The sequence below is a fragment of the Chloroflexus sp. genome (assembly GCF_056331925.1).
In genome coordinates, this window is record NZ_JBWGQH010000039.1 from 14,414 (window position 1) to 36,402 (window position 21,989).

The 21,989-nt window shown below is 55.8% G+C and carries 20 protein-coding genes, 1 tRNA gene and 1 pseudogene; 16 read left to right on the forward strand and 6 right to left on the reverse strand.

Annotated features, from left to right (window positions below; translation table 11 throughout):
- Position 1: 1 nt before the first annotated feature.
- Positions 2-328: a hypothetical protein gene (locus AC01ZF_RS16550; protein WP_476575516.1), complete on the forward strand. Its 327-nt coding sequence runs from the start codon at positions 2-4 to the stop codon at positions 326-328.
- Between the two features lie 3 nt (positions 329-331).
- On the opposite strand, the gene AC01ZF_RS16555 is transcribed toward AC01ZF_RS16550, so the two are convergent.
- Positions 332-1,255: a ketopantoate reductase family protein gene (locus tag AC01ZF_RS16555; protein WP_424675034.1), complete on the reverse strand. Its 924-nt coding sequence runs from the start codon at positions 1,253-1,255 to the stop codon at positions 332-334.
- 63 nt (positions 1,256-1,318) lie between these two features.
- Here AC01ZF_RS16555 and AC01ZF_RS16560 point away from each other — a divergent pair, with 63 nt between their 5' ends.
- The 6 genes from AC01ZF_RS16560 (at position 1,319) to AC01ZF_RS16585 (ending at position 6,287) form a co-directional block, all read left to right on the forward strand.
- Positions 1,319-2,041, forward strand: a complete 723-nt coding sequence (locus AC01ZF_RS16560; RefSeq protein ID WP_424675033.1) for an LppX_LprAFG lipoprotein — start codon at positions 1,319-1,321, stop codon at positions 2,039-2,041.
- Positions 2,038-3,576 carry an MFS transporter gene (locus AC01ZF_RS16565; protein WP_476575517.1) on the forward strand — a complete coding sequence of 513 codons (1,539 nt, stop codon included), beginning with the start codon at positions 2,038-2,040 and terminating at the stop codon, positions 3,574-3,576. The genes AC01ZF_RS16560 and AC01ZF_RS16565 overlap by 4 nt, the downstream gene beginning before the upstream one ends.
- A gap of 25 nt (positions 3,577-3,601) precedes the next feature.
- Positions 3,602-4,114, forward strand: a complete 513-nt coding sequence (locus AC01ZF_RS16570; protein ID WP_424675031.1) for a hypothetical protein — start codon at positions 3,602-3,604, stop codon at positions 4,112-4,114.
- A 35-nt stretch (positions 4,115-4,149) separates the two neighbouring features.
- Positions 4,150-4,226: transfer RNA gene (locus AC01ZF_RS16575), tRNA-Pro, on the forward strand.
- Positions 4,227-4,287: 61 nt separating this feature from the next.
- On the forward strand, positions 4,288-4,998 hold the full coding sequence (locus tag AC01ZF_RS16580; protein ID WP_424675030.1) for a response regulator transcription factor: 711 nt from the start codon (positions 4,288-4,290) through the stop codon (positions 4,996-4,998).
- The gene (locus AC01ZF_RS16585; protein WP_428111147.1) at positions 4,995-6,287 is read left to right on the forward strand and encodes a sensor histidine kinase; all 1,293 of its coding nucleotides are present in this window, start codon (positions 4,995-4,997) and stop codon (positions 6,285-6,287) included. Before AC01ZF_RS16580 ends, AC01ZF_RS16585 begins: the two co-directional genes overlap by 4 nt.
- Positions 6,288-6,391: 104 nt before the next feature.
- Here AC01ZF_RS16585 and AC01ZF_RS16590 read toward each other — a convergent pair whose 3' ends face one another.
- The gene (locus tag AC01ZF_RS16590; RefSeq protein WP_424675028.1) at positions 6,392-7,150 is read right to left on the reverse strand and encodes a sulfite exporter TauE/SafE family protein; all 759 of its coding nucleotides are present in this window, start codon (positions 7,148-7,150) and stop codon (positions 6,392-6,394) included.
- A gap of 85 nt (positions 7,151-7,235) precedes the next feature.
- Entirely contained in the window at positions 7,236-7,916 is a 681-nt protein-coding gene (locus tag AC01ZF_RS16595) for a FadR/GntR family transcriptional regulator (RefSeq protein WP_424675027.1), read from the reverse strand.
- Between the two features lie 157 nt (positions 7,917-8,073).
- Between AC01ZF_RS16595 and galT the strand changes: the two genes are divergently transcribed.
- The 7 genes from galT to AC01ZF_RS16630 all read left to right on the forward strand — a co-directional run bounded on the left by galT (position 8,074) and on the right by AC01ZF_RS16630 (position 17,162).
- Entirely contained in the window at positions 8,074-9,063 is a 990-nt protein-coding gene (gene galT / locus AC01ZF_RS16600) for a galactose-1-phosphate uridylyltransferase (protein WP_424675026.1), read from the forward strand.
- Between the two features lie 180 nt (positions 9,064-9,243).
- Complete coding sequence (locus AC01ZF_RS16605) at positions 9,244-10,257, forward strand: ATP-binding protein (RefSeq protein ID WP_428111145.1); 1,014 nt, start codon at positions 9,244-9,246, stop codon at positions 10,255-10,257.
- Between the two features lie 228 nt (positions 10,258-10,485).
- Entirely contained in the window at positions 10,486-10,986 is a 501-nt protein-coding gene (locus tag AC01ZF_RS16610; RefSeq protein ID WP_424675024.1) for a MarR family winged helix-turn-helix transcriptional regulator, read from the forward strand.
- A 52-nt stretch (positions 10,987-11,038) separates the two neighbouring features.
- Complete coding sequence (locus AC01ZF_RS16615; RefSeq protein ID WP_476575518.1) at positions 11,039-12,844, forward strand: ABC transporter ATP-binding protein; 1,806 nt, start codon at positions 11,039-11,041, stop codon at positions 12,842-12,844.
- Between the two features lie 45 nt (positions 12,845-12,889).
- Positions 12,890-15,364, forward strand: a complete 2,475-nt coding sequence (lon, locus tag AC01ZF_RS16620) for an endopeptidase La (protein ID WP_424675023.1) — start codon at positions 12,890-12,892, stop codon at positions 15,362-15,364.
- 96 nt (positions 15,365-15,460) lie between these two features.
- On the forward strand, positions 15,461-16,300 hold the full coding sequence (locus AC01ZF_RS16625; RefSeq protein WP_428111142.1) for an endo alpha-1,4 polygalactosaminidase: 840 nt from the start codon (positions 15,461-15,463) through the stop codon (positions 16,298-16,300).
- Positions 16,301-16,322: 22 nt separating this feature from the next.
- The gene (locus AC01ZF_RS16630) at positions 16,323-17,162 is read left to right on the forward strand and encodes a carbohydrate kinase family protein (RefSeq protein ID WP_424675021.1); all 840 of its coding nucleotides are present in this window, start codon (positions 16,323-16,325) and stop codon (positions 17,160-17,162) included.
- Here the strand turns inward: AC01ZF_RS16630 and AC01ZF_RS16635 are convergent.
- A complete protein-coding gene (locus tag AC01ZF_RS16635) occupies positions 17,135-17,917 on the reverse strand; it encodes an APH(3') family aminoglycoside O-phosphotransferase (protein WP_424675020.1) in 783 nt (260 codons plus the stop codon). The genes AC01ZF_RS16630 and AC01ZF_RS16635 overlap by 28 nt on opposite strands.
- 165 nt (positions 17,918-18,082) lie before the next feature.
- Between AC01ZF_RS16635 and AC01ZF_RS16640 the strand changes: the two genes are divergently transcribed.
- Both AC01ZF_RS16640 and AC01ZF_RS16645 read left to right on the forward strand, forming a co-directional pair.
- A complete protein-coding gene (locus tag AC01ZF_RS16640; protein ID WP_428131268.1) occupies positions 18,083-20,140 on the forward strand; it encodes an alpha-amylase family protein in 2,058 nt (685 codons plus the stop codon).
- A gap of 153 nt (positions 20,141-20,293) precedes the next feature.
- Positions 20,294-20,524, forward strand: a complete 231-nt coding sequence (locus AC01ZF_RS16645) for a hypothetical protein (protein ID WP_424675018.1) — start codon at positions 20,294-20,296, stop codon at positions 20,522-20,524.
- A 443-nt stretch (positions 20,525-20,967) separates the two neighbouring features.
- Here AC01ZF_RS16645 and AC01ZF_RS16650 read toward each other — a convergent pair whose 3' ends face one another.
- The gene (locus AC01ZF_RS16650) at positions 20,968-21,300 is read right to left on the reverse strand and encodes a hypothetical protein (protein ID WP_476575519.1); all 333 of its coding nucleotides are present in this window, start codon (positions 21,298-21,300) and stop codon (positions 20,968-20,970) included.
- Between the two features lie 338 nt (positions 21,301-21,638).
- A pseudogene (locus tag AC01ZF_RS16655) lies at positions 21,639-21,989 on the reverse strand (hypothetical protein); the annotation flags it as partial.

Below are 21,989 nucleotides of genomic sequence, written 5' to 3' on the forward strand. Positions count from 1 at the left end.
TGTGCTTCAGATAGTTCGCTACGATCGTCAACCGGAACCGCGTGCTGAGGACATTGCCGCCGATCTGATGGGTTGGCTAGCGCGCGAAGGGTATACGATCTTTTCAACCGTAGTGGTGAATGCACTTGGGCAGTCAATGACCATCGATGTGTATCACCACGACGGTCCTGATCCCTATGTGCTGTATCATCCGGCATTTCCGCCTGGTGGTTTAGGTGAGACTATCTACCTACTCCCGGATGCAAACGCGATGGATGAACTGCTCCAACGCGCCCAGCAGATGGTAGCGGTGCTCATAACCATCACTGCCCGCCGTCAAATGTCGTAGCGCCTATGCCGGTACCCGCAGAGGGGCCGTTTCTTCGAGTGCTGCGACTAATTCACACAGCATCGCGTTGCATGGTGTTGGCACGCCCAATCGTGCCCCTTCGCGTACAATTGCACCGTTGATCGTATCAATTTCGGTCGGTGCGCCGCGTAACACGTCTTGCAGCATCGAAGAGTAGTTGTCGGCAGTGGCTTGGACTACGGCCAATGTTTCGGCGACCGGATCGGTAAGATTGAGTGTGATACCGGCAGCTTGGGCTACGGCGACAGCTTCTTCGACCACCTTGCGCACAAGGTTACGTGCAGTGGGAGTTGTTGCTAATGCGCCGTTAGGAACGCGCAGAATCGCGGTGAGTGCATTGATACCGACATTCACAAGTAACTTGCTCCAAACCATCCTGTTCAGATCGGTTGAAACGGCAGCAGGTAAACCGCTCGCGTGAAACCGGTCGGCGATAGCGTAGGCAAGGTGTAGAGCCGGTGTTATGCTGAAGGTTGTCGTACCGAGACCGGCAACCCGAACATAGCCAGGGCCGAGGATGGTGGCACCGAGCGTAGTCACTGCCTGCCCAACGTGCTGCTTACCAAGACGTGCACTAAGGATTTCTACATTACCCAGACCATTTTGTAGCGTGTACGCCACCCCGTCGGTTGTGAGCACCTGGGCTGCGACCTCGGCAGCCCACGCCGTCTGCGCCGCTTTAACGGTGATCAGGGCTACTTCAACCGGTTCGACGCTGCTTGGATCGGTCGTGGCGGAAAGGGTAACTACCCGTTCTTTATTATCGATTAAGCAACGTAACCCGCCGGAGTTGATCGCATGAACATGCTCCGCCCATAGGTCAATCAGGATCACATTACTTCCAGCGGCAAGGTGAAAACCGATTACGCTGCCCAACGCACCTGCCCCGATAATTGCGATATTCATAGTGACGACCTCTGTTATACTACTGTCACAACCATGGTAGCACGAGTAATAGACAGGTGCGTTATGAAGCAGGTCTGGAGATGGCTCATCATCGGTTGGGTGGCATGGTTGGTGGGGTGTAGCAGTAGTGCTGCTCTACCGACGCCAACGCCCACACCCGATCCACGCGCATTAGCGGCGGCAATCGGTCGGGCTACGCAAAATAGTCAGAGTGCGCATTTTCGGATTACCCTCAGCGGAAAGCCGGTAGCACTCGATAGTGGTGGGGTGACGGTTCTCAATAGTATCGAAGGCGATTTGCGTCGTCCAGATGCTGTTCTCTCCATCCTCAATATCACGCTCGGTAATGCGATCGGTGAAATTCGGACCATCTCGTTAGCCGGGAAGCAGTATACGACCAACCCGATCACACGCCAATGGATGTGTTTGCAATCGGGTTCAACGTTCGATCCGGCAACGTTGTTTGCCCCGGAGAGTGGCATTGAGGCGTTACTGGCGAATAACCTGGCCGATGTGACGCTGGTGGGTATTGAAGATCTAAACGGTCGTCCACATTATCATCTGCGTGGTACGTTACCCGCCGAACCCTTGCGGGCAATTAGTCTGAATTTGCTCGGTGCAGGGCCGGTAACCGCCGATATGTGGGCCGATCAAGAGACCATGCGGGCTAGCCGTGTCGTGCTGGTGGATACCGCTACCGATGCGACGAACCCTAGTACGTGGACGCTTGAGTTTAGTGACTACGATAAAACGGTGGATGTCCGTGAACCGATCCAATGCCCATGAAGAATCCAGCTTTGACCAACGTTGAAACCCGTACTGTTGATCCGCGCTTGACACTGGCGCTGGTCTGTCTCGCGATCTTTATCGGTGCGGTCGATCTCACCGTGATCAGTGCAGCGTTGCCCAAAGTGATGATCGACCTCCGCCTCGCTCTGGATACCGAGCTGAACCGTGCGTCGTGGGCAGTGAGTGGGTACTTGTTGGCGTATACCGTCAGTATTACCTTCATGGGTCGGCTGTCCGACCTATTCGGGCGGCGGAAGGTCTATTTTCTCTGCCTCGTTACCTTCTTGGTTGGATCGGCGGTCGTCGCGGCGGCGCCTAACTTGACAATATTGATTGTTGGTCGGGTTATCCAGGCGCTTGGAGCCGGAGCGATGGTACCGGTATCAATGGCCCTGGTCGGCGATCTCTTTCCGGTAGGGCAGCGGGCGGCTGCCCTCGGTGTGATCGGGGCCGTCGATACCGCCGGCTGGATGGTTGGTCACCTCTATGGCGGCGTCTTGATGCGTCTGTTCGACGACTGGCGACTGCTCTTTTGGCTCAATCTCCCGATCGGTGCGGTGGCGCTTGGGTTGACGTGGTACGCTCTGCGGAATGTACCAACCCCGCCGCGCGTAGGTTCGTTCGATTGGCCGGGAACCGTGTTGTTAAGTGCTGGTCTGGTGGTATTGAACGTTGGTTTGGCGGCCGGGAGTGAGTTAGGAGCGATCGACTTCTACGGTGAGCGGTTGGGGCCTCCACCGTATGCCGGGCCGCTGGTCGGATTAGCGTTGGTGTTGTTCGCACTGTTTGTCTGGGTCGAGCGACGCAGCGCCGATCCGTTGATCGGCTTAGAACTGTTTACGCGCCGTGATACGGCGATGGCGTGTATCATCAATGTAATGATTGGTTTTGGCCTGGCCATCGCGATCACGAATGTACCACTGTACATTAACACTCGTCTACTGCTTTACCACCCAACCGATAGCGATATTCTGCGAATTGCAGCGTGGGATGCCGGTTGGATGTTGTCGGCATTGACCTTGACGATGGCTGCCGCCGCATTGCCCGGTGGCCTATTGACGGCGCGCTTTGGGGCGCGCTTGCCAACCATCCTCGGTTTAGGCTTGGCGCTCGCAGGCTATCTCTTGATGACGTTCTGGGGGCCAGAGGCAACCTATCTGCGGATGGGGTTGGAATTGGCCCTAACCGGTATTGGTCTCGGCTTGGTGATCGCACCGGTCGCCGATACCGTTGTGGCGGCTGCCGGCGAAGATCGGCGTGGGGCAGCTTCGGCATTGGTGATTGCCCTGCGTTTAGTTGGGATGACAGTCGGTGTCGCGTTGCTCACATTGTGGGGCGTGCATCGGCAAGATGTGTTACGGCGGGCCGGTGCCGATAATCCACTGGCATTGACCGACCCGGCTCGGTTTCTGATGGAGATTGCCGCCAATGTGATCGGCGAAACCTTTCTCTTTGGCGCAGTAGCGTGTATCATCGGACTGGTGGCCGGTTGGTTGATGCGAAAATGGGTGGTAACACATCACACCGGATAAGGTGCTCTGGTCGTAGGAAAATGTCATGCATGATGAAGAGATTCAGCGTTTAATCGCCCAACGATTACCGGCAGCGGTGCGGGCCGGTCCTGCTGAGATTCGGCGTTACAGTGACGAGATTGTGATCATTTTACCGATTGACCGCCCGCTTGATGATATTCCGCTCTTGCGTGAGCAGACACGGCGTGACCGGATGCGGGTGGCTCGTGAGATCGAGCGCCACCTCGGCGTGCCGGTCGCATGGGGGATGCGGAGCGCCGATCACGAGGTGCTCTTTACGACGCGCACGGTGCCGGTTATGACCCGCCTTGGCCGTGCTGAACGCGAGCTGCTCGATTTACTGGTGGCCGTAGGGATTGCTGATACGCGCAGTAGTGCGTTGGCCTACATTGCCCGCGCCTTTGCTTACGAACATCGTGAATGGCTGAATGAGGTGCGGCTGGCAGTGGGAGAACTGGCTCGCGTGCGTGCTCGGCTCCAATTGCAGCCTCGCTCTGGGTCACCTGTAATTCCGCCTGAAGTGACAGATGGCGCTTGACAAAATGGCCTGGTTGCTGCTAACCTTAATGGCGTCGGGGCGTGGCTCAGCCTGGTAGAGCACCGCGTTTGGGACGCGGGGGTCGTGGGTTCAAATCCCTCCGCCCCGACCATTGTCACCGAGAGGCAGTGACCGCCGGCTACTTACCGGCGGTCATTATGTGTGGAGTGGATATGGCGACGGTTTTGATTGTCGAAGACGAGACGACACTGGCCGAAACGCTACGCTACAATCTTGAACGAGAAGGGTATGCGGTCATTATCGCCGGCGATGGCGTACAAGGGCTTGATCGTGCCCGCCGTGATCAGCCCGATCTCGTGGTGCTCGATATTATGCTCCCCCGCCTTGATGGGTTTTCGGTCTGTCGGATTCTACGCCAAGAGAGTGACGTACCGATAATCATGCTTACCGCACGCCAAGATGAAGTTGATCGGATTGCCGGTCTTGAACTCGGCGCCGATGACTACATCAGCAAACCGTTTAGCCTCGGTGAGTTTCTCGCGCGTGTGCGGGCTATTTTGCGCCGTAGTGAACGGCAGCCGCATTCGATTGTGCGTGAAGTATTAGAGGCGGGTTCGATCCGGGTTGATGCCAGTAGTCGTCGTGCATGGCGTGATGGTCAAGAACTAAACCTGCCGCAAAAGGAGTTCGACCTCCTGACGTGTCTTATGCGCAACCGTGGCATCGCTCTGACCCGCGATCTGTTGCTCGAACGAGTATGGGGGCAGGATTTTATCGGTGATAGCCGCACCGTCGATGTCCATATTCGCTGGTTGCGTGAGAAGATTGAACCTGATCCCAGTAAGCCGACGTATATCCAGACGGTGCGTGGTGTTGGGTACCGATTTGAACCTCCGGTTGATGGGACAACAGTAAGCCAATGACGCTGTTGGAATTGACGCTGACGGTGGCGACGGTTGTGTTAACGGTGAGCCTGATCTTCACCGTGCGCTGGGGGCGTCAGCTTGAACGCTTACGTGTTGCCCGTGACCAAGATACTACTGCTGCACTATCTGCTGCGGAACAGGATGAGGTAATGACGCTTACCCTCTCATCATCACTTCCACCGGACGATCCATCGCTTCAGCTTGGCCTTCCCAACTGTCAGCCCCTCTTTGTCGCCCTTGTTCAAACCATCGATACCGGTGTCATCGTCGTCAATCGCGCATGTCAAATCGTCTTTCATAACGATACAGCCATCCATTTGTTGGCCGGTCAGCCTGATATGCGTGGGAGTGGGTTGATCACGTTGGTGCGCGATCATCAAGCTGACCGATTAGCGCACGATGCGATGATTGACGGTGAGCAACGTGAATTAACGATCCGTCCACTCGCAACCGGGCGCACACTCCACTTGCAATTTATCCCGTTATACACCGCTTCACGGGATATTGTCGGTGCGCTGATCACAATCCGTGATTTAACCCAAATCAGTATGTTAGAGCGCGCGCGGCGTGATCTGGTCGCTAATGTGTCGCACGAATTGCGCACGCCGTTAGCTTCGCTCAAATTGTTGGTTGAGACGTTGCAATCGACTCCACCGCCCGATATCGCTGCTCGGATGCTTGAACAGATGGCCCAAGAGATCGATGCCGTTACCCAACTAGTTGATGAACTGCACGAGTTATCACGTCTCGAGTCGGGTCGGGTTTCGCTAAAGCTGGAGCCGCTAGCCGTCTGGCCGGTGATAGAGCGGGCAATCGAGCGTATCCGTCCCCAAGCCGAACGCAAATGCCATACTATCTGTACCGAACTGGTATCCGATCTACCGCTCGCGTTAATGGACGGTGATCGGATTGGGCAGGTGCTGCTCAATTTGTTACACAACGCGGTTAAGTTTACCCCCGAAGGTGGAACCATCACCGTTACCGCCCAAGTGTTGCATCTTGCCGTCGATGATCCGCCCTCGCGGACAGATCGACCGCCGCATTCGGCGGGTACGTGGATCTTGATCAGTGTGCGCGATACCGGTATTGGCATTCCTAGTCGCGATATTCGGCGTATCTTTGAGCGCTTCTACAAAGTTGACCGGGCACGTACTCGTCACACCGGCGGCACCGGTTTGGGGTTGGCGATTGCCAAACATTTGGTCGAAGGGCACGGTGGTCGGATTTGGGCTAGTAGCCAAGAGGGGCGTGGTTCGACGTTCTGGTTTACCTTGCCGGTAGCGTAACCTCCGATCACGTCCGGGCGATCCGCCGGGCGCGTATTGCAGCGCCGCAGGCAGAGTGAGCGCACCGCTGCCCCCTCATCATCCGACCTTACGTATGGCGATCATCATCCGCGCACAAAAAACCAGACCGTCAAACCGATGCTGATCCACACAACCACGGTGCGAACCCGGCGGGCGTCAATGCGGCGGGCAATAGCAGCTCCCCCATAGCCACCGATAATAGCGCCGGCGGTCATCACCAATGCCGGCAACCACGCGATCAAGCCGGTCACAACGAAGGTCAGGACGGCGATCCCATTCACCAGCGCAGCTTGCAATGTCTTCAACGCATTCATTCGATGAATATTCTCGTGGCCGAGCAATGCCAAAGCCGCGAGGGTGAGAATCCCCAGTCCGGCACCAAAAAAACCACCGTAGATGGCAATAGCCAAATAGACAACCGTGACCAACAGGCGTTGCTGACGACTGCTATGCCCGACCAGCCGTTGGGCTACGGTGGTAATCTGTGGGCTAAATGTAAAGATCAGGGTAGCAAAGAGTAACAGGTACGGGATCAAGGCGGTAAAACGTTGTTCATCGGTAGCGAGCAACAACAGCGCACCGAGCAGTCCACCGAGCAGGCTCAACCCGCTGAAGAGCCAAATATCGTTCCGTTGACCACTCAGTTCGCGCCGGTATGCACCAACACTCGCCAGCGTGCCCGGCCAGAGTGCCAACGCATTTGTAGCATTGGCGACGATTGGTGACACGCCGGCGACTAAAAGGGCTGGAAAAGAAAAGAAGCTCCCGCCGCCCGCAATCGCATTCAATGCACCGGCCAACAATGCAGCGGTGAAGATTAAGATGAGATCGAAGAGTTCCACGCTCAACAACCTTTCGTGCGTAATACAACAGTGTGCAAGACTTTGCAAAACATCAGATCATCTGATGTATTAGAGACATAAAAAATTACCCCGTTGAGGTATGCAAGTGAATAGTCGCTTCGTGGCGGGCAAGAATAGTGCGTGTTATCGCGACGGCAGTTTCGGCGTCACCGGCGGCGATGGCAGCAACGAGATCGGCGTGGGAATGATCGGCAGACGATGGTGCAGCCGCTTCCCACAACACACCGAGCGCATCACGGAGGGTAACCGCGAATATACGGTACAGATCGCTGAGCGTGGGGTTGTGGGTAGCGCGGGCGATAGCACAGTGCAATTCGATGTCGGCAGAGAGCGCGGTAGTAATATCACCGTTGGCAAGAGCTGCCGAGCGGACGGCCAACCACTGCTTGATCACGGCGAGATCTTCGTCATGTCGTCGTTCGGCGGCCAGTGCAACAACTTCTAACTCGAGCGCACGACGCACCTCATGCACTTCTTGCACTTTAGTCTGGCGGAGCCGCGTTGCCAATGGTTCGGCAGTAGCCAAGGCGCGCACATACGTACCATCACCCTGACGGACTTCGAGCAGTCCTTCGTGAGCTAGCGCCCGAATAGCTTCACGCACTGTCGAGCGACCCACCCCAATTTGGGCCATCAGTTGTGGCTCCGGTGGTAAACGGCTACCGATCGGGTACGTGCCTGTGGCAATTTGGTGTCGTAAGTGCTCGATAACTTGTTCGACTAGCCGTCGTCGGGTGATTGTCATAATGGCTCCGCCAAAAGATCATATCATCTGATGTTTAGTTTATTCCATTAAGGGATGACTTGTCAACCGATATAACTTGCCGATCTGCCATATCGGGGCTACAATACAGCGTAGAGTGCAAAGCTGCGGCTAACCGTCCGCTGTGGAGCAAAGCCTCATGTCGGAATTACGGCTGAATATTGCTACCCGTGAATGGGTCATCATTGCCAGCGAACGTGCCCGCCGTCCCAATGCATTCACCGAGACGCGACACCAACCACGCACTGCCGAGCGTCCACTGCACGATCCGCAATGTCCCTTCTGTGTTGGTAACGAAGAGCTTGACCTTGAAGTCGAACGATATCCGGCGACCGGGCCGTGGCAATTACGCATTGTTCGCAATAAGTATCCGGCATTGCACGATCATGGGCCGGTGATGCGGCGTTTTGATGGTCTGCGGCGCACCCTGAGCGGTTATGGATACCACGAGGTGTTGATCGAGCATCCCCATCACAATACAACACTGGGGTTAATGACCAATGCCGAAGTAAAGGCTGTGCTGGAGATGTATCTACGGCGTGGTCGGGCAATGAGTGCCGATCCGCGGGTAGAGCAAGTGGTTATTTTTAAGAATCATGGTGAACGGGCCGGTGCCTCGTTACAGCATCCGCATAGTCAACTGATAGCCGTGCCGGTAGTCCCGGCTGATGTTCGGCATCGGATTGAGGAGGCGCGTCGGTTTTTTGATGATACCGGCCAGTGTGTCTTTTGTGCGATGCTAGCCGATGAGCTGGCCAGTAACGAACGATTGGTGTATGCAAACGATGATTTTGTCGCGTTTGTGCTCTACGCAGCCTCTTCCCCATTCCACATCTGGGTCTTGCCGCGGAAACATCGGGCTAGTTTTTTTCATGTCGATGAAACGGAACTCGACGCTCTGGCCGATGTAGTGCGGGAAGTGTTTTATCGCCTCTACTATCGCCTCAACGATCCTGATTTTAATCTGGTCCTCCGCTCGACCCCGGCCAAAGAGCCGGAGAATGGCTATTTTCACTGGTATCTGGCCGTTGTTCCGCGCCTGTCATATATGGCCGGCTTTGAGATGGGGAGCGGTATTTTTATCAATCCCAGTATTCCGGAAGCCTGCGCCGCTTTTCTACGCGAATAAATTGAAGATCGATCCGTTCTGTTTCGTATAGCGTACAGTTTTATATATGCAAATTTTTCAAACAAATAAATGTCATTCCCCGAATATTCTAAAGATCGGTTATAATGACGTTTAAATAATGTATAGAAGCATCTTGAAGGAACGAGTGATGCGTTCGCCCTCTTAAACTGGAGATGTCTTATGTCCGGTGCATTTCCTCTCAGTGACGAATCCGTTAAAGCGCTTGCACCGTGCAATTTGCCATTATTGCGCCATGACCCTTTTTTGCGTAGTCGGAGCAGCGCCGGTGTCAATACGCTGCCGCCTGCGGTACAAGACGTCGTTCGGCGGTTGTACGATACACTGCTCCAAATCTTTACGATGTTTGATCAACAGCGCCGACTTGATTACGCCGATTTGCGCCGGTTCTTGCATGAGAAGGGCTGGTTTGATCTGATCAATGAGCTACGTGGAATCTCGCTTAGCCATCTTGACCCCGTATTGGGTCAGGTGATCCACGATGTGCGTGGTGGATCGTTGCAGGCGTTGGCATTGCAACTTCAGTTGCTCGAAGTTGAGCGGGTGCAGCCTGCCGATATTGAGCGGATCTATCTTCTCACCCGCGATCATCTCAAGATTATGCGGAACTGTTTGCCGGACATCGATCCGGTTCGCACGGCGCGCGATATTGAGTTGCGTGCGCATGGTGTTGATCTGTTGCTCGAGAAGTGGAATCAGGCCGATTACCGCTTGCCCGATGGTACTGCCCAGGTAATCGTCGATGCGCGCTACAACGGGGTGGTGGCCGACCGCTGCGTGGAGTTTTCGGCTCTCGACCGCGTGTTTTATAATCTGGTTAATAATGCTACCCGCCATAGCGCCGATCACCGTGTGATGGTTGGTATCTTTCCGATCGCTGAGTGCGAATCGCCGAGTTTGCGGTTTGTGGTGGCGAATCGGATCGATACAATACAATATTCGGCCCTTGAGCAGCGTTTTGGGCAGCAGTGGAGTGACCTGTTCCGCGGTGGTTTCACCTTTAACAGCACCGGTGGTAGTGGCTATGGGTTTGGTTTGGCGATTTGTGCTGAATTGGTCGCAAATGCCTATGGCTTGCCCAACGGTGCGGCCGCGATTGCCGGTCAGTATGTCGGTGCCCGCCCCCACGGTGATCTGTTCGTGGCATGGTTTCACTGGCCGATTGCTGCTCCTTAAGCTGGGGCACCCTGCGGAGGGGCGCTCTGCCGTGCGCCTTCCGAAACGGTGCCATTCCTCTGCGCCCTTTGCGTGCTTTGTGCCTTTGCATTATACCCCTTTGCGTTCCTTGCGTCACCCACCAGCCCGCGCTAATGAGCACAAGCTTCGCATGACTTTACAAAATTACTTGCCTCTGATATACTCAACATTGTTGAATATCTACATAGGCTAGGATTAACGTCACGCATGGCTGAGGAAGAACAGCCCAAAACACTACCCGAACATGCAACGCTCGATGCTATCGAGCAGGTAATCCTGCGCATCAGTTGGCTGGCGCAGCGCCAGTTTGTGCAGTTGCTCGACGACGAACGCTTCAACTTGACCCTGACTCAGTTCTATACCCTTCTTCATCTTGCCCAAACCAATGGTGAATGCAAGATGTCGGACCTGGCCGAAGCGACGCAACAGTCGGCAGCCGCACTCACCGGCGTCGTCGATCGACTGCTCGATAAGCAACTGGTCGAGCGCACCCGACACGAACGGGATCGTCGGCAGGTGATGGTACAGGTGACGCCGCGGGGGTTGGCATTGATTGCCGCAATCAAGCAGGCCCGGCGTGAGCAAATTTATGCAGCACTCGGTCATTTGTCGTCAGCCGATGCCGATCGTTTGCTCGGACTGCTCGAAGGAGTGTTAACCGGAATGGTGCGCGTGCTCGAACGGAGCGACACGGGACGCCTAGCCTAAGCAATGTAGTCACGAGCGGGGTGTCCCGTGTCGTGCGAGGAGCAACTCATTGGTGCGGTTACGATGGCAATCCATCCGCTCGCCTGCGCTACCGGAAAGCGCTCACTGGTCGCGCCTGCTCGGCTATCTGCGACCATACCGAGGCTGGATGATCGTTGCGGTAGTGGCGATGGTCATCGGTGCTGCCTTAAGTTTGGTGATGCCATTAGCTATTGGTCAGATGGTAAATCTGATCACCGGTAATCAGACATTGCCGATTGGGCGTATTGCTGTGTTGTTGGGTGGAGTGGCTATTGGGCAGACGGTTGCCGGCCTGATTCAAAACTATAGTCTAACCTTCGTTGGTGAGCGGGTTGTTGCCGATCTCCGTCTCGCCGCGTATCAGCACCTCCAACGACTGGACCTTGCTTTCTTCGAGCAGCGCCGTACCGGTGAAATCACGTCGCGGATCACCAACGACGTGACGTTGATCCAATCGACGGTGACGACCAACCTGACCACGCTGCTGCAAGGTATGATCCAATTGATCGGGGCCATTGTGTTGATGATCGTGGTCTCGTGGCAACTCAGTGCGTTAGCACTGGTTTTGATACCGACGCTCATCTTGATTGCCGTGTTTTTTGGGCGCTGGTTGCGGCGAATCTCGACAACGGTGCAGGACCGATTGGCCGATGCAACCAGTATTCTAGAAGAAACGGTTTCCGGTGTGCGGGTGGTGCGTTCGTTTGGACGCGAACCGTATGAGGTTGAGCGATTTCGCACGGCGGTGGAGGCAACGCTTGCTGCGGCAATGAGGCGGGCTTGGCTCCGTGCGCTCTTTCAGCCATCGATGTCGTTGGCCGTATGGGCAACGCTCATCGGTATGTTGGTAGTGGGTGGGTATCTGGTAAGTACCGGCGAGTTGACGCCGGGGAATCTGGTGGCGTTTCTGGTCTACGCCGGGATCGTCGCCGGATCGATGGGCGCATTTGCCGGCCTGTTTGGGCAGGTGCAAGAGGCGCTCGGTGCGGTTGCGCGCGTCTTCGAGCTGCTCGATCAACAGCCGGCAGTTGCCGATGCGCCTGATGCCATTCCGTTGCCACCGGTGCAAGGGCGGGTTGAGTTCCGCAATGTATCGTTCGCTTATCAGCGAGCCGAAAACGGTCATATTGCGCCAATCGTGCTCCGCAACTTCTCGCTGGTGATCGAGCCGGGTGAGATGGTAGCGCTCGTCGGGCCGAGCGGTGCCGGCAAGAGCACTATCGTAAGTCTCATCCCGCGCTTTTACGATGTGCAGGATGGCAGTGTTCTCATCGACGGCTACGATGTACGCCGGGTGCAGATGCAGTCGCTGCGTACACAGATCGGAATTGTGCCGCAAGAAACCATGCTGTTCAGCGGCAGTATTCGTGACAACATTCGCTATGGCCGGCTCGATGCCGGTGATGCAGAGATTGAAGCCGCAGCGAAGATGGCTAATGCCCATGAATTTATCTGTCAGCTTCCCGAAGGTTACGACACCCCGGTCGGTGAACGGGGGATACGCCTTAGCGGTGGTCAGCGCCAGCGTATCGCGATTGCCCGTGCCATCTTGAAAAATCCGCGGATCTTAATCCTCGACGAAGCGACCAGCTCACTCGATAGTGAGAGCGAGCGATTGGTCCAAGAGGCGCTCGAGCGCCTGATGGTGGGACGGACAAGTATCATTATTGCCCATCGCTTAAGCACGGTACGACGCGCTGACCGGATTGCCGTGATCGTTGCCGGTGAATTGATGGAGATCGGTACCCATCGTGAATTATTGGCCCGTGGCGGGATCTATGCTCGTCTCTACGAATTGCAATTCCGTGATCCTGCCCCGGTGCTCGCAGTGGGTTGAACAACAGGAATAACGTTTTCGCCAAACGTAGGAGATAAGGATACTATGAACGAACCAATGTCATTGTTTGATGATCTACCTGAAGAGCATGATGAACCGCAAGAAGCGCCTGAGCGTCGGTTACCAATGGTGGTGCTCGGCGAGATGGTCATCATGCCGCACATGACGATACCATTGCAGGTGCCGCAAGGGAAATCCTACCGTGCGATGGAGCGCGCGTGGGAAGAAGATCGCGATGTCTTGTTGATCTTCGTCCGCGAGCATCAGCTTGAGGGTTACAAGAGCAATCAACCACAGAATCTGCCACCAATTGGTGTGATTGCTCAGTTGCAAGAGTTTGCCAAACTGAACGACGGTACTGCCCGCGTGATTCTGGAAGGCCAGAGTCGGGCGCAGATTATTGAGGCGATCCAGATCACACCCTTCTACCGGGTACGTTGCCGGCCATATACTGACCCGCCGGTGAGTGGTCTGGAAGTAGAAGCCTTGATGGAGACGGTCAAGCAGCAAGTTGATGAGTTTGTCGAGCATCTTGGCGAAGTGCCGCAAGAGGCCGTCCAGTTCGTCCATCGCATTGACCGTCCCGGCCACTTGGCCGATATTGTGACGTGGGGGCCGGCGTTTGATTTTAAAGATCGGCTCGAGGTTCTTAACACACTCGACCCGATTGAGCGCTTACGCAAAGTCTATCTGGTGTTGGCGCGACAGCTTGAACTCCTCAAGCTGCGGGTCAAGATTCAGCAAGATACCAAAGAAGTTCTTGATCAAAGTCAGCGCGAGTACTTTTTGCGCGAACAGTTGCGGATTATTCGCCGCGAGCTAGGTGAGGATGAAGAGGGTGATGATCCGGTTGACGAATTGCGGCGCAAGATTCACGAACTCGATGCGCCGGAGTACGTGAAAAATCAGGCGTTGCACGAGCTGAAGCGGTTGACCCAGCAGGGGATGAACAACCCCGAGTCGGGAGTCATTCGTACCTATCTCGATTGGATCCTCTCGTTGCCATGGGCCGATGAGGAATTGCCCGAGATCAGCATTACCGAGGCTCAGAAAGTGCTTGACGCCGATCACTATGGGTTGGAGAAGGTAAAAGAGCGTATCCTCGAATATCTGGCCGTTCGCAAACTGGCCGGTGATAAGATGCGTTCTCCCATTCTCTGCTTCGTTGGCCCGCCCGGTGTGGGCAAGACAAGCCTCGGTCGCAGTATTGCGCGCGCCTTGGGGCGCAAGTTTGTGCGCACCAGTCTGGGTGGTGTACGGGATGAGGCTGAAATTCGTGGGCACCGCCGCACCTACATTGGCGCTATGCCCGGTCGCATCATTCAGGCGATGAAGAATGTTAAGTCGAAAAGTCCGGTCTATATTCTCGACGAAGTGGACAAGATCGGCTTGGATTTTCGCGGTGATCCGACGTCGGCGCTGCTTGAGGTGCTCGATCCAGAGCAAAACAACGCCTTCAGCGATCACTATCTCGAAATTCCGTTCGATCTGAGCAAGGTGATCTTTATCGCGACGGCTAATCAGCTCGATCCGATCCCGTTACCGTTGCGCGACCGTATGGAGATTATCGAGATCGGCGGCTACACCGAGGACGAGAAGTTGGAGATTGCCCGTGGTTTCCTCATTCCCAAACAGCGTGAGTTCCACGGTTTGCAAGAGGATCAGATCGAGTTTACCGAGGGCGCGATTCTGAAGCTGATCCGTGAGTATACCCGCGAAGCCGGTGTGCGCGGTCTTGAACGTGAGATCGCCAGCTTGTGCCGCAAAGTGGCTCGTCAAGTTGCCGAGCAGACGGAAGCGAACGGTGAACTACCGCCGAAGTTTGTGATCGATGAAGCTGCCGTGGTCAAGTACCTTGGCCCGGAGCGCTACACATACGGGATCGCCGAAGAGCAGGATGAGGTTGGTGTAGCAACCGGCGTAGCGTGGACGAGTGCCGGCGGCGATATTCTCAGTATCGAGGTGTTGCCGTTTAAGGGCAAAGGTCAGTTGCAACTGACCGGTCAGCTTGGTGAGGTGATGAAGGAGAGTGCGCAAACGGCGGTCAGCTACGTGCGCTCGCGGGCTGCCGATTTTGGTATCGATCCCAACACCTTTGAGGAGACGAATATTCACATTCACATTCCCGAAGGTGCGGTACCGAAGGATGGTCCCTCGGCGGGGATTACGCTGACGACGGCGCTGATCAGTGCGCTCACCGGTACACCGGTGCGCCGCGATGTAGCTATGACCGGCGAGGTGACGCTGCGCGGTAAGGTGTTGCCGATCGGTGGTCTGAAAGAGAAGACTCTGGCGGCCCATCGCGCCGGGATTCGCACCTTCATCTTGCCCAAAGAGAATGCGAAGGATATCAGCGAGCTGCCTGAAAAAGTCCGCCGTGAGTTGAACCTGATCCCGGTCTCATCGATGGATGAGGTGTTGCGGATTGCCTTGAGTCGGATGCCGACACCAACCAACAACCAGAACGGATCTCATACCAACAACCGCGGTCAACCCTCACCGGCTCCCGCCGGTACGTGAATGGGGATGGGACAAGGCAGGGGATGTGAACTGCATCCCCTGTCTTGCCTGTCTTGTGAGCAATTGCCAATGCTAGCGTAACGTGAAGGAGGTTTGATGCAGGTGCTGCGTTCGTTGTGGTTCGTCGGGTGGGTTGCTCTGCTGTTCGGAGCATGTCGGTCGCCGATGAATGTTCCATCGTCCTCTTCTCTTGCCGTCTCCGCATCAATCCCTCATGCGCCTCGACCCGATGTACCACAACAGGCGCGTTGGCAGATTCAATATACCGGTGATCTGAAACTCGATCTTGATGTTGAGGTATTTAATCTCGATTTGTTTGATACGTCACCGGAGGATATTGCGTTGCTGCATCAACGCGGTGTGTTTGTGATGTGCTATTTTAATGCAGGCGCGTATGAGGATTGGCGTTCTGATGCCCATTTGTTCCCGACGGATGTGTTGGGAGCAGCAATGGCAGGTTGGTCAGGTGAACGATGGCTTGACATCCGGCGCGTTGATCTGTTGACTCCCATCATGGAGGCTCGGCTTGATTTGGCGCGAGCGAAAGGGTGTGACGGTGTCGACCCTGACAATGTGAATGGGTATGTAAACGAGACCGGCTTTTCCTTGACTGCTGCCGATCAACAACGCTACAACATCTGGCTTGCTACGGCAGCTCATCAACGTGGGTTGTTCATTGGACTGAAGAATGATGGTGAACAGAGCGAAGCATTAGCACCGTATTTCGATTGGGCATTGAATGAGTCGTGTTTTTTCTACGATGAGTGTGATTCGTTGCAGCCTTTTCTACGCAGCGGGAAGCCGGTTTTTGTGATTGAATATCATCTCGAACCGGAGTCGTTTTGTGAAACGGCCAATCGGATGAATATCAATGCGCTCCATAAACGACGAGACCTCGATGCCTATCGGGTAGATTGCCGCGAGTGGTCACACTAAGGTATTGTTGAGCATCGTATCGATGTCTACCATCCTTTGCTACGGCTCAATCTGTGCCGATCTTCACATCTGGCTACCACACTGGCCCACGTTGGGCGGCGGTGTTCACGCTCTTCGCAGCCGGTGGATGACCGGTGGTAATGCGCTCAACGAGGCGCGTGCATTGGTGCGCTGGGGCGTCCAACCGCTCCTCTACGGCGACCGACTAGGGTACGATCCGCCCGGCGATCTGGTGGCGGCCACGTTGCAGGAGCTGGGTTTGGATGCGCATGTTGAGCGTGATGCGACGGTAACGACCCCGGTATGTCACATCTTGATCACTCCTGACGGCGAGCGCACGATTATTGCTTTGCGACAGGGAACGGCTGCTGCACCTCCTTCATCACAAGCACTTGCTGCCAGCTACATTGTCAGTGTCAGTCGATACGGTTTGCATACTGCCGAAGTAGCCCTAGCTGCCCGTCGCCACGAACGGTTGGTTGTGGCCGGCGATGTGGGCACACCGGATGAACCGCTGGCACAGGCGGCGGATGTCATTGTGACTTCGGCCGCCTTGCTCGGTTCTGAGCCACGTGAGCGTGCTGTTCTGCTACAACAGGTGCGCGGGGCGATTGTCTTCGTCACCGATGGTGCGCGCCCGGCGCGCATGTTGGTCAACGGGACGTGGTATGAAGAGACACCGTCCTTCCAATCGGTTTCCAACTCGACCGGCGCCGGTGACATCTTCCGTGCTGGTGTGGTCTATGGCCTCTTGCAGGGTTGGGATTGGCCGGCGATCTTGGCATTTGCTACCCGCACTGCCGCCGAGGCCATCACGGAGGAAGGCGAGTACCGTCAAAATAACTCATCGAGCAGACGGTAGTAGGTGATCTTGGTCAGATCAACCTGCTCAAGACCGTAAGCAGCAAAAAAGAGTGATTCATTTGCTTCCCCCAAATTGAAGCGAATACTGCGTGAAGCGAGTGCGAGATCATGGTAGCGGTCGGCAATTCCGGCTCGACCCCAATCGACAAAACCGTGCAGGACGCCGTCTTGGACAATAACGTTGGGCAGGCAATAGTCGCCATGAGAAAAAACGAGGTCATCTTCCGGTGGCGATGTCTGTTCGATTGCGGTCAGTACCTCTCGTGCTGTCATGATCCCGCGCCGATCAGGGTCAAAATCGTCTTCATCGACCAGATCATGCTCAACATTGTAACGTGCCTGTACTAAGCGGTGAACGAGCCGAGAGTCGAAGGGACAGTGAGTAATGTCGAGAGCATGGATCATCCGTAGCCCGTCGGCGAGCATACACACAATCGATTCCGGGTCTAATGTATCTAGAACCGCGACGCAGTTCATACCGGCAATTTCGGATGTTACCAGGTACTCACGCTGTTCGTCGTAGGTATACTCGACCACCTCCGGCACCGGTAATCTACCCCGCAACCAGTGCAGTACGTGCGCCTCGCGGGCGAGCGATTCGCACAGTCCTACCGGTTGGATTTTCAGATAGAGGTTGTAGTCAGGCAGGGCCAGATGGTAGACACAAGCCGCCGAGCAACCGATAGTTATGTCGGTGACAATAGCGGTATCGAGCAGGGTCTGGATGGTCGCAGGTAGGTGAAGATGAGGCATGCATCGTTCCTATACTTCTCAGCATGATTCACAGTCGATTATCCCGGTAGTCGAGGCGCTACGGTGATTCGTATTATAATCTGAACGCTTTACGTAGGACAACGGCGTCGAGTAAGACCCATCGCCTTTTTGACATATCTTTGATACAGCCGCATTGGTCGGTCAATGCAATACGAACTCTACGAACAGTCCGATCAGATCATTCTCCGTACCGACACCTACGAGCTAGGTTGGTCAACTGAGAATGGCGTATTAGTGCGTCTCCAACAACATGATAGTCCGAATATACTTGGCTTTGGCCCGGCGATAACCGGGATCGACATTGCACTCGGCAGCCCAACCGGTTGGATCACTACTCAGACCTTTGCCCGCTACATCTGGCACCGCTTGAGCATGCAAGAACACCGACCGGTGATGACGATCATTATTGGGCTTGGCCCGCTCAAGCTATTCGATCACTACCGTATTGATGGCGAGGTGATCGAACGTTGGATCGAGATTGAGAATGTGAGTGGTGACGACCTGCGCCTATACGGCGTGCGGATGATCGTACCAAACGTGCGGGTTGGTGATCCGCATCGATGTACCTTTGACGCACCGGGCAATAGCGTTCGACCACGAACACCGCTAACGATTGCAGCCGGCCAAGATCGCAACGTGCTTCCGCGCCGTTTCTTTGCCCCTGGATTGCGCGGTGGGAGCGCCTTTGAACCGTCGCCTACGCAAGGGGCAGGGGTAATGGCGTTATACGATAACGAACTACCGCTCACATTACTGTGTTGGTATATCGGTGATGATGAAGCTGCGTTACCTTATGTGATGGGCAACGGTACGGCGGTCTCGTTAGCTTACGAAGTAGCTGTTACCGGTTGGTTACGCTCTGAACAACGATTAAGAGTGGGCACGCAATGGATCGGCTTACAGCGCCGATCATGGCCGGCAGCGCTTGCCGTATACCGCGCGCGCACTTCATTGCCACAACCACCGGCGTCATGGTTGCGCGATGCGATTCTCTATGTAACCGATCTGCGTCAACACGGCGGAGCTGCCGTTCTTGCCGCACAATTGTCCGAACTGAAGGCACTTGGCATTGACACCCTATGTATACTGCCGTGGCATACTGTTGGCGAACGTCCCCACCTGATCGGCGATCTTGAACGAATTGATCCGGCGTGCGGCGATCAGGTTGCCATTCGACAGCTGATCGAGACGGCCCACCATCACGGGATGCGCGTCCTGCTTGACATAGCGATGCAAGGTTGTGCGCCCGACTCACGCTACCTCAGTGAACACCCAGAATGGTTTGTACGCGACGATGCGGGGGCATTTGTCATCGGTGTGCCGACCGATGCGCCGGCAGCAGCTCGCCATCCGGGTGTAGGCTTGCCCACGAACGGCTATCACTTTGACTGGACGCGCACCGATTGGCGGTTGTACTGGCAGCAATGGGTGATCGCGCAGATCGACCGGTTTGCACTTGATGGCTTACGGATCATCGCACCATACCAGGCTGCCCCGGCCTGGATCCGTCGACCACCGTTGCGAGCGAGTTCTGGTACTGCGCTGATGGTACAGGCATTACGTGAGATTATCGCTGCACGTCCATCTCTTTCGCTCCTGTGTACGCTCTCTGGCCCGCATTCAGCCCACTTCGCCGGCGGATGGTTTGATTACCCCAGTCATCATATGCTCATCCATCTTGCTATGCGTCGGATCACCCCGGCTGAGTGGTGTGCCTATCAAACCGATTACGCCGAGCTGTATCCGGCCACCTACCGGATCGGCTTTCTGGAGATGCACGATACTGCCGACTGCAACCCGCTAGCCGACGGCTTGCGCGGCTCACGGCTGGTGCAGGCGTTATGGGCGGTGATGCTGTTCAGCGGCTTGACGCCGGCAATTTGGAACGGGCAAGAGATTGCCGATTATTACCTCTTGCCGCGCCTGCTCGATCTCTGGCGACGCGAACCGGCGCTGCGGCATGGAACCGTCACCTATCAAGCACTTGCCACAGCACCGGTCGAGGTACTAACGATTCGTCGCACGCTCGGTGAGCGTATTCTGACCGGAGTAGTTAATTTCAACGCGCTCCCATCACATGTGCTCATTACCGAACCGCTTGGTAACGATCTACTTGGCATCTTTCCGTGCAGTCGTGAGCGGCGTGGTGTGGGTGAGGTTGTGCAGTTGGCGGCGTTTGGGGTGTACTGTTTTGAGGGGTGAGACGGCTATCTCGGCTTTGTGGCTCTCACCTCTCAGACTCTTTCCCGCTGCGGCGAGTGAGGGGAGTGCCTTTGCGTTGTTTTTCGTTGCTTTGCACTTTGGTCAGGTTGTGGTCGATGACGGCGCTAGTTTCCGAGTGATTCTCTAAATGATGTGGTTGCTTGCGGTGCCGATCTGGCTGAACTCTACTGGCTGGCATTGGGTAGCAGCTTGACGGTTACTGAGCCTGCGGCGATGGGTGGTAATTTCTGCACGGCCAATGATGAGGCCGGTAAAAAGTTGCGCTGGGCGAAGAGGCGTCGGCAGGGGGTGATGGTCGAGGTTCATATGCCGTATGTAGCCTTTTGCGAGTCGTGTGGCGTGGGGGTTGGCGGAACGGCGTGATCGTGGTCTGCGCGAATTCCTTGGTGGAGTGTACGATACGTATGCTAAGGAAGCGGCAATTCCTGCCCGCATTGAACCTGATTGGCCCGAAGACGCTGATACTATATTCCCGGCAGTGTGCTACGCGGCGCGCTGGCGTGGTGTGCGGCGAAGCGTCTGGGACAGCCACTTCAGGTGTCGGTATACTAAGATTTTGTCAATCTGTTCTGACGGGATACGGTGCGCTTCTCATGTTGACTCCGGTAAAGGTGTCTTTGCTGGTTATCCTACTATAATTGCCCCGCGCGATCTGCTAACGTGCGAATTACATCCTGGGTATGCCGATCATAGCCGAGATGAAGGCCATAGAGTCTGGAGCCTGTTCGATCCGAATGTGTCAGCGAAATGCCCGCGATGTAAGCCTATCGGCCAGTTAACGAGCTTGGGAGGGTTTATTTCATTAGTCAGCGGTATGCCGCGTTCCAAGCACAAACCGTCCACAATGGTGGAAATGCACATTCGCCATACGCAGTGAAAAGGTCGGTCAGGCGAATGCCGAGCCGTTGAATGAGTGGACGCAGTACCGGACGTTTCACCAGGCGACCGCCGTCGATCAGGCGCATGGACGTCAGGAACCGCAGGATCAGGCGGTCGGTCGGGAGATTGGCGACGAACGCTGCGACTTCTGCCGGACCGATAGGAATGCGGGGCGCCTGAACCTGGCGTTGACCGGCGCGGAAGAGCGGTTGCTTTGCGCCGGTTAGGGGATTGAAGGCGTCGATGGCAGCGAGGCGCACCGCGCCGCGCCGTCCGTTGTTTTCCTGGAGGCGCCGTCCCAGCCTTTGAACTTCGTCCCCTGCGCTGCTATGACAAAGATCGGTGGCGTGCCCTAACAGCCCCAGCCCGAAGGTCAGGGTTTCCCCCGGTGCATAGCGGCGCGGTTGCGGCGGGCGGACAGACGTAGGGGCGCGGGCGTTGCTCGCCGCCGGGCAGACCGTGAGAAGCGGTTCAAGAACGCACTGATATTCGCACCGCGCACGGCAGCCCCGGCGTTGTCGTCGAGTTCAACGGGCGTGACGGCGGTGAAGGTCAGGAGAAGGTGGTGGATAAGAAAGGTCATGGGAGGTCTCCCGCGTCATGTCTCTCTGATGCGCTCATAGAGACTGAATGATCGACTACTCCTCGCCAGGCGATAAGGGAGAACGACGTGGCGCAGAATGCGATCTTTGCCGAGAACTATACGCTTGCCACTATAGATGTTTGCCTGCTCAAATGTGAGCTTGGAACTGCAATCGTCCAGCATTTGCAGCGTCCCGTCAATCTTGAACTGCGTCTGATCGGCTGAGATCAACGTCCATCCTTCCGCCTCGTCTGGCTCCTGATCGATGTACTTAGGTCGATCAAGTAATTGAAGAAAGCCTCCTCGCTTGCCCAGATACGTGATCTGGGCAAACAGCGCAGCGACCTCATCAGGTAGCGAGTCGCC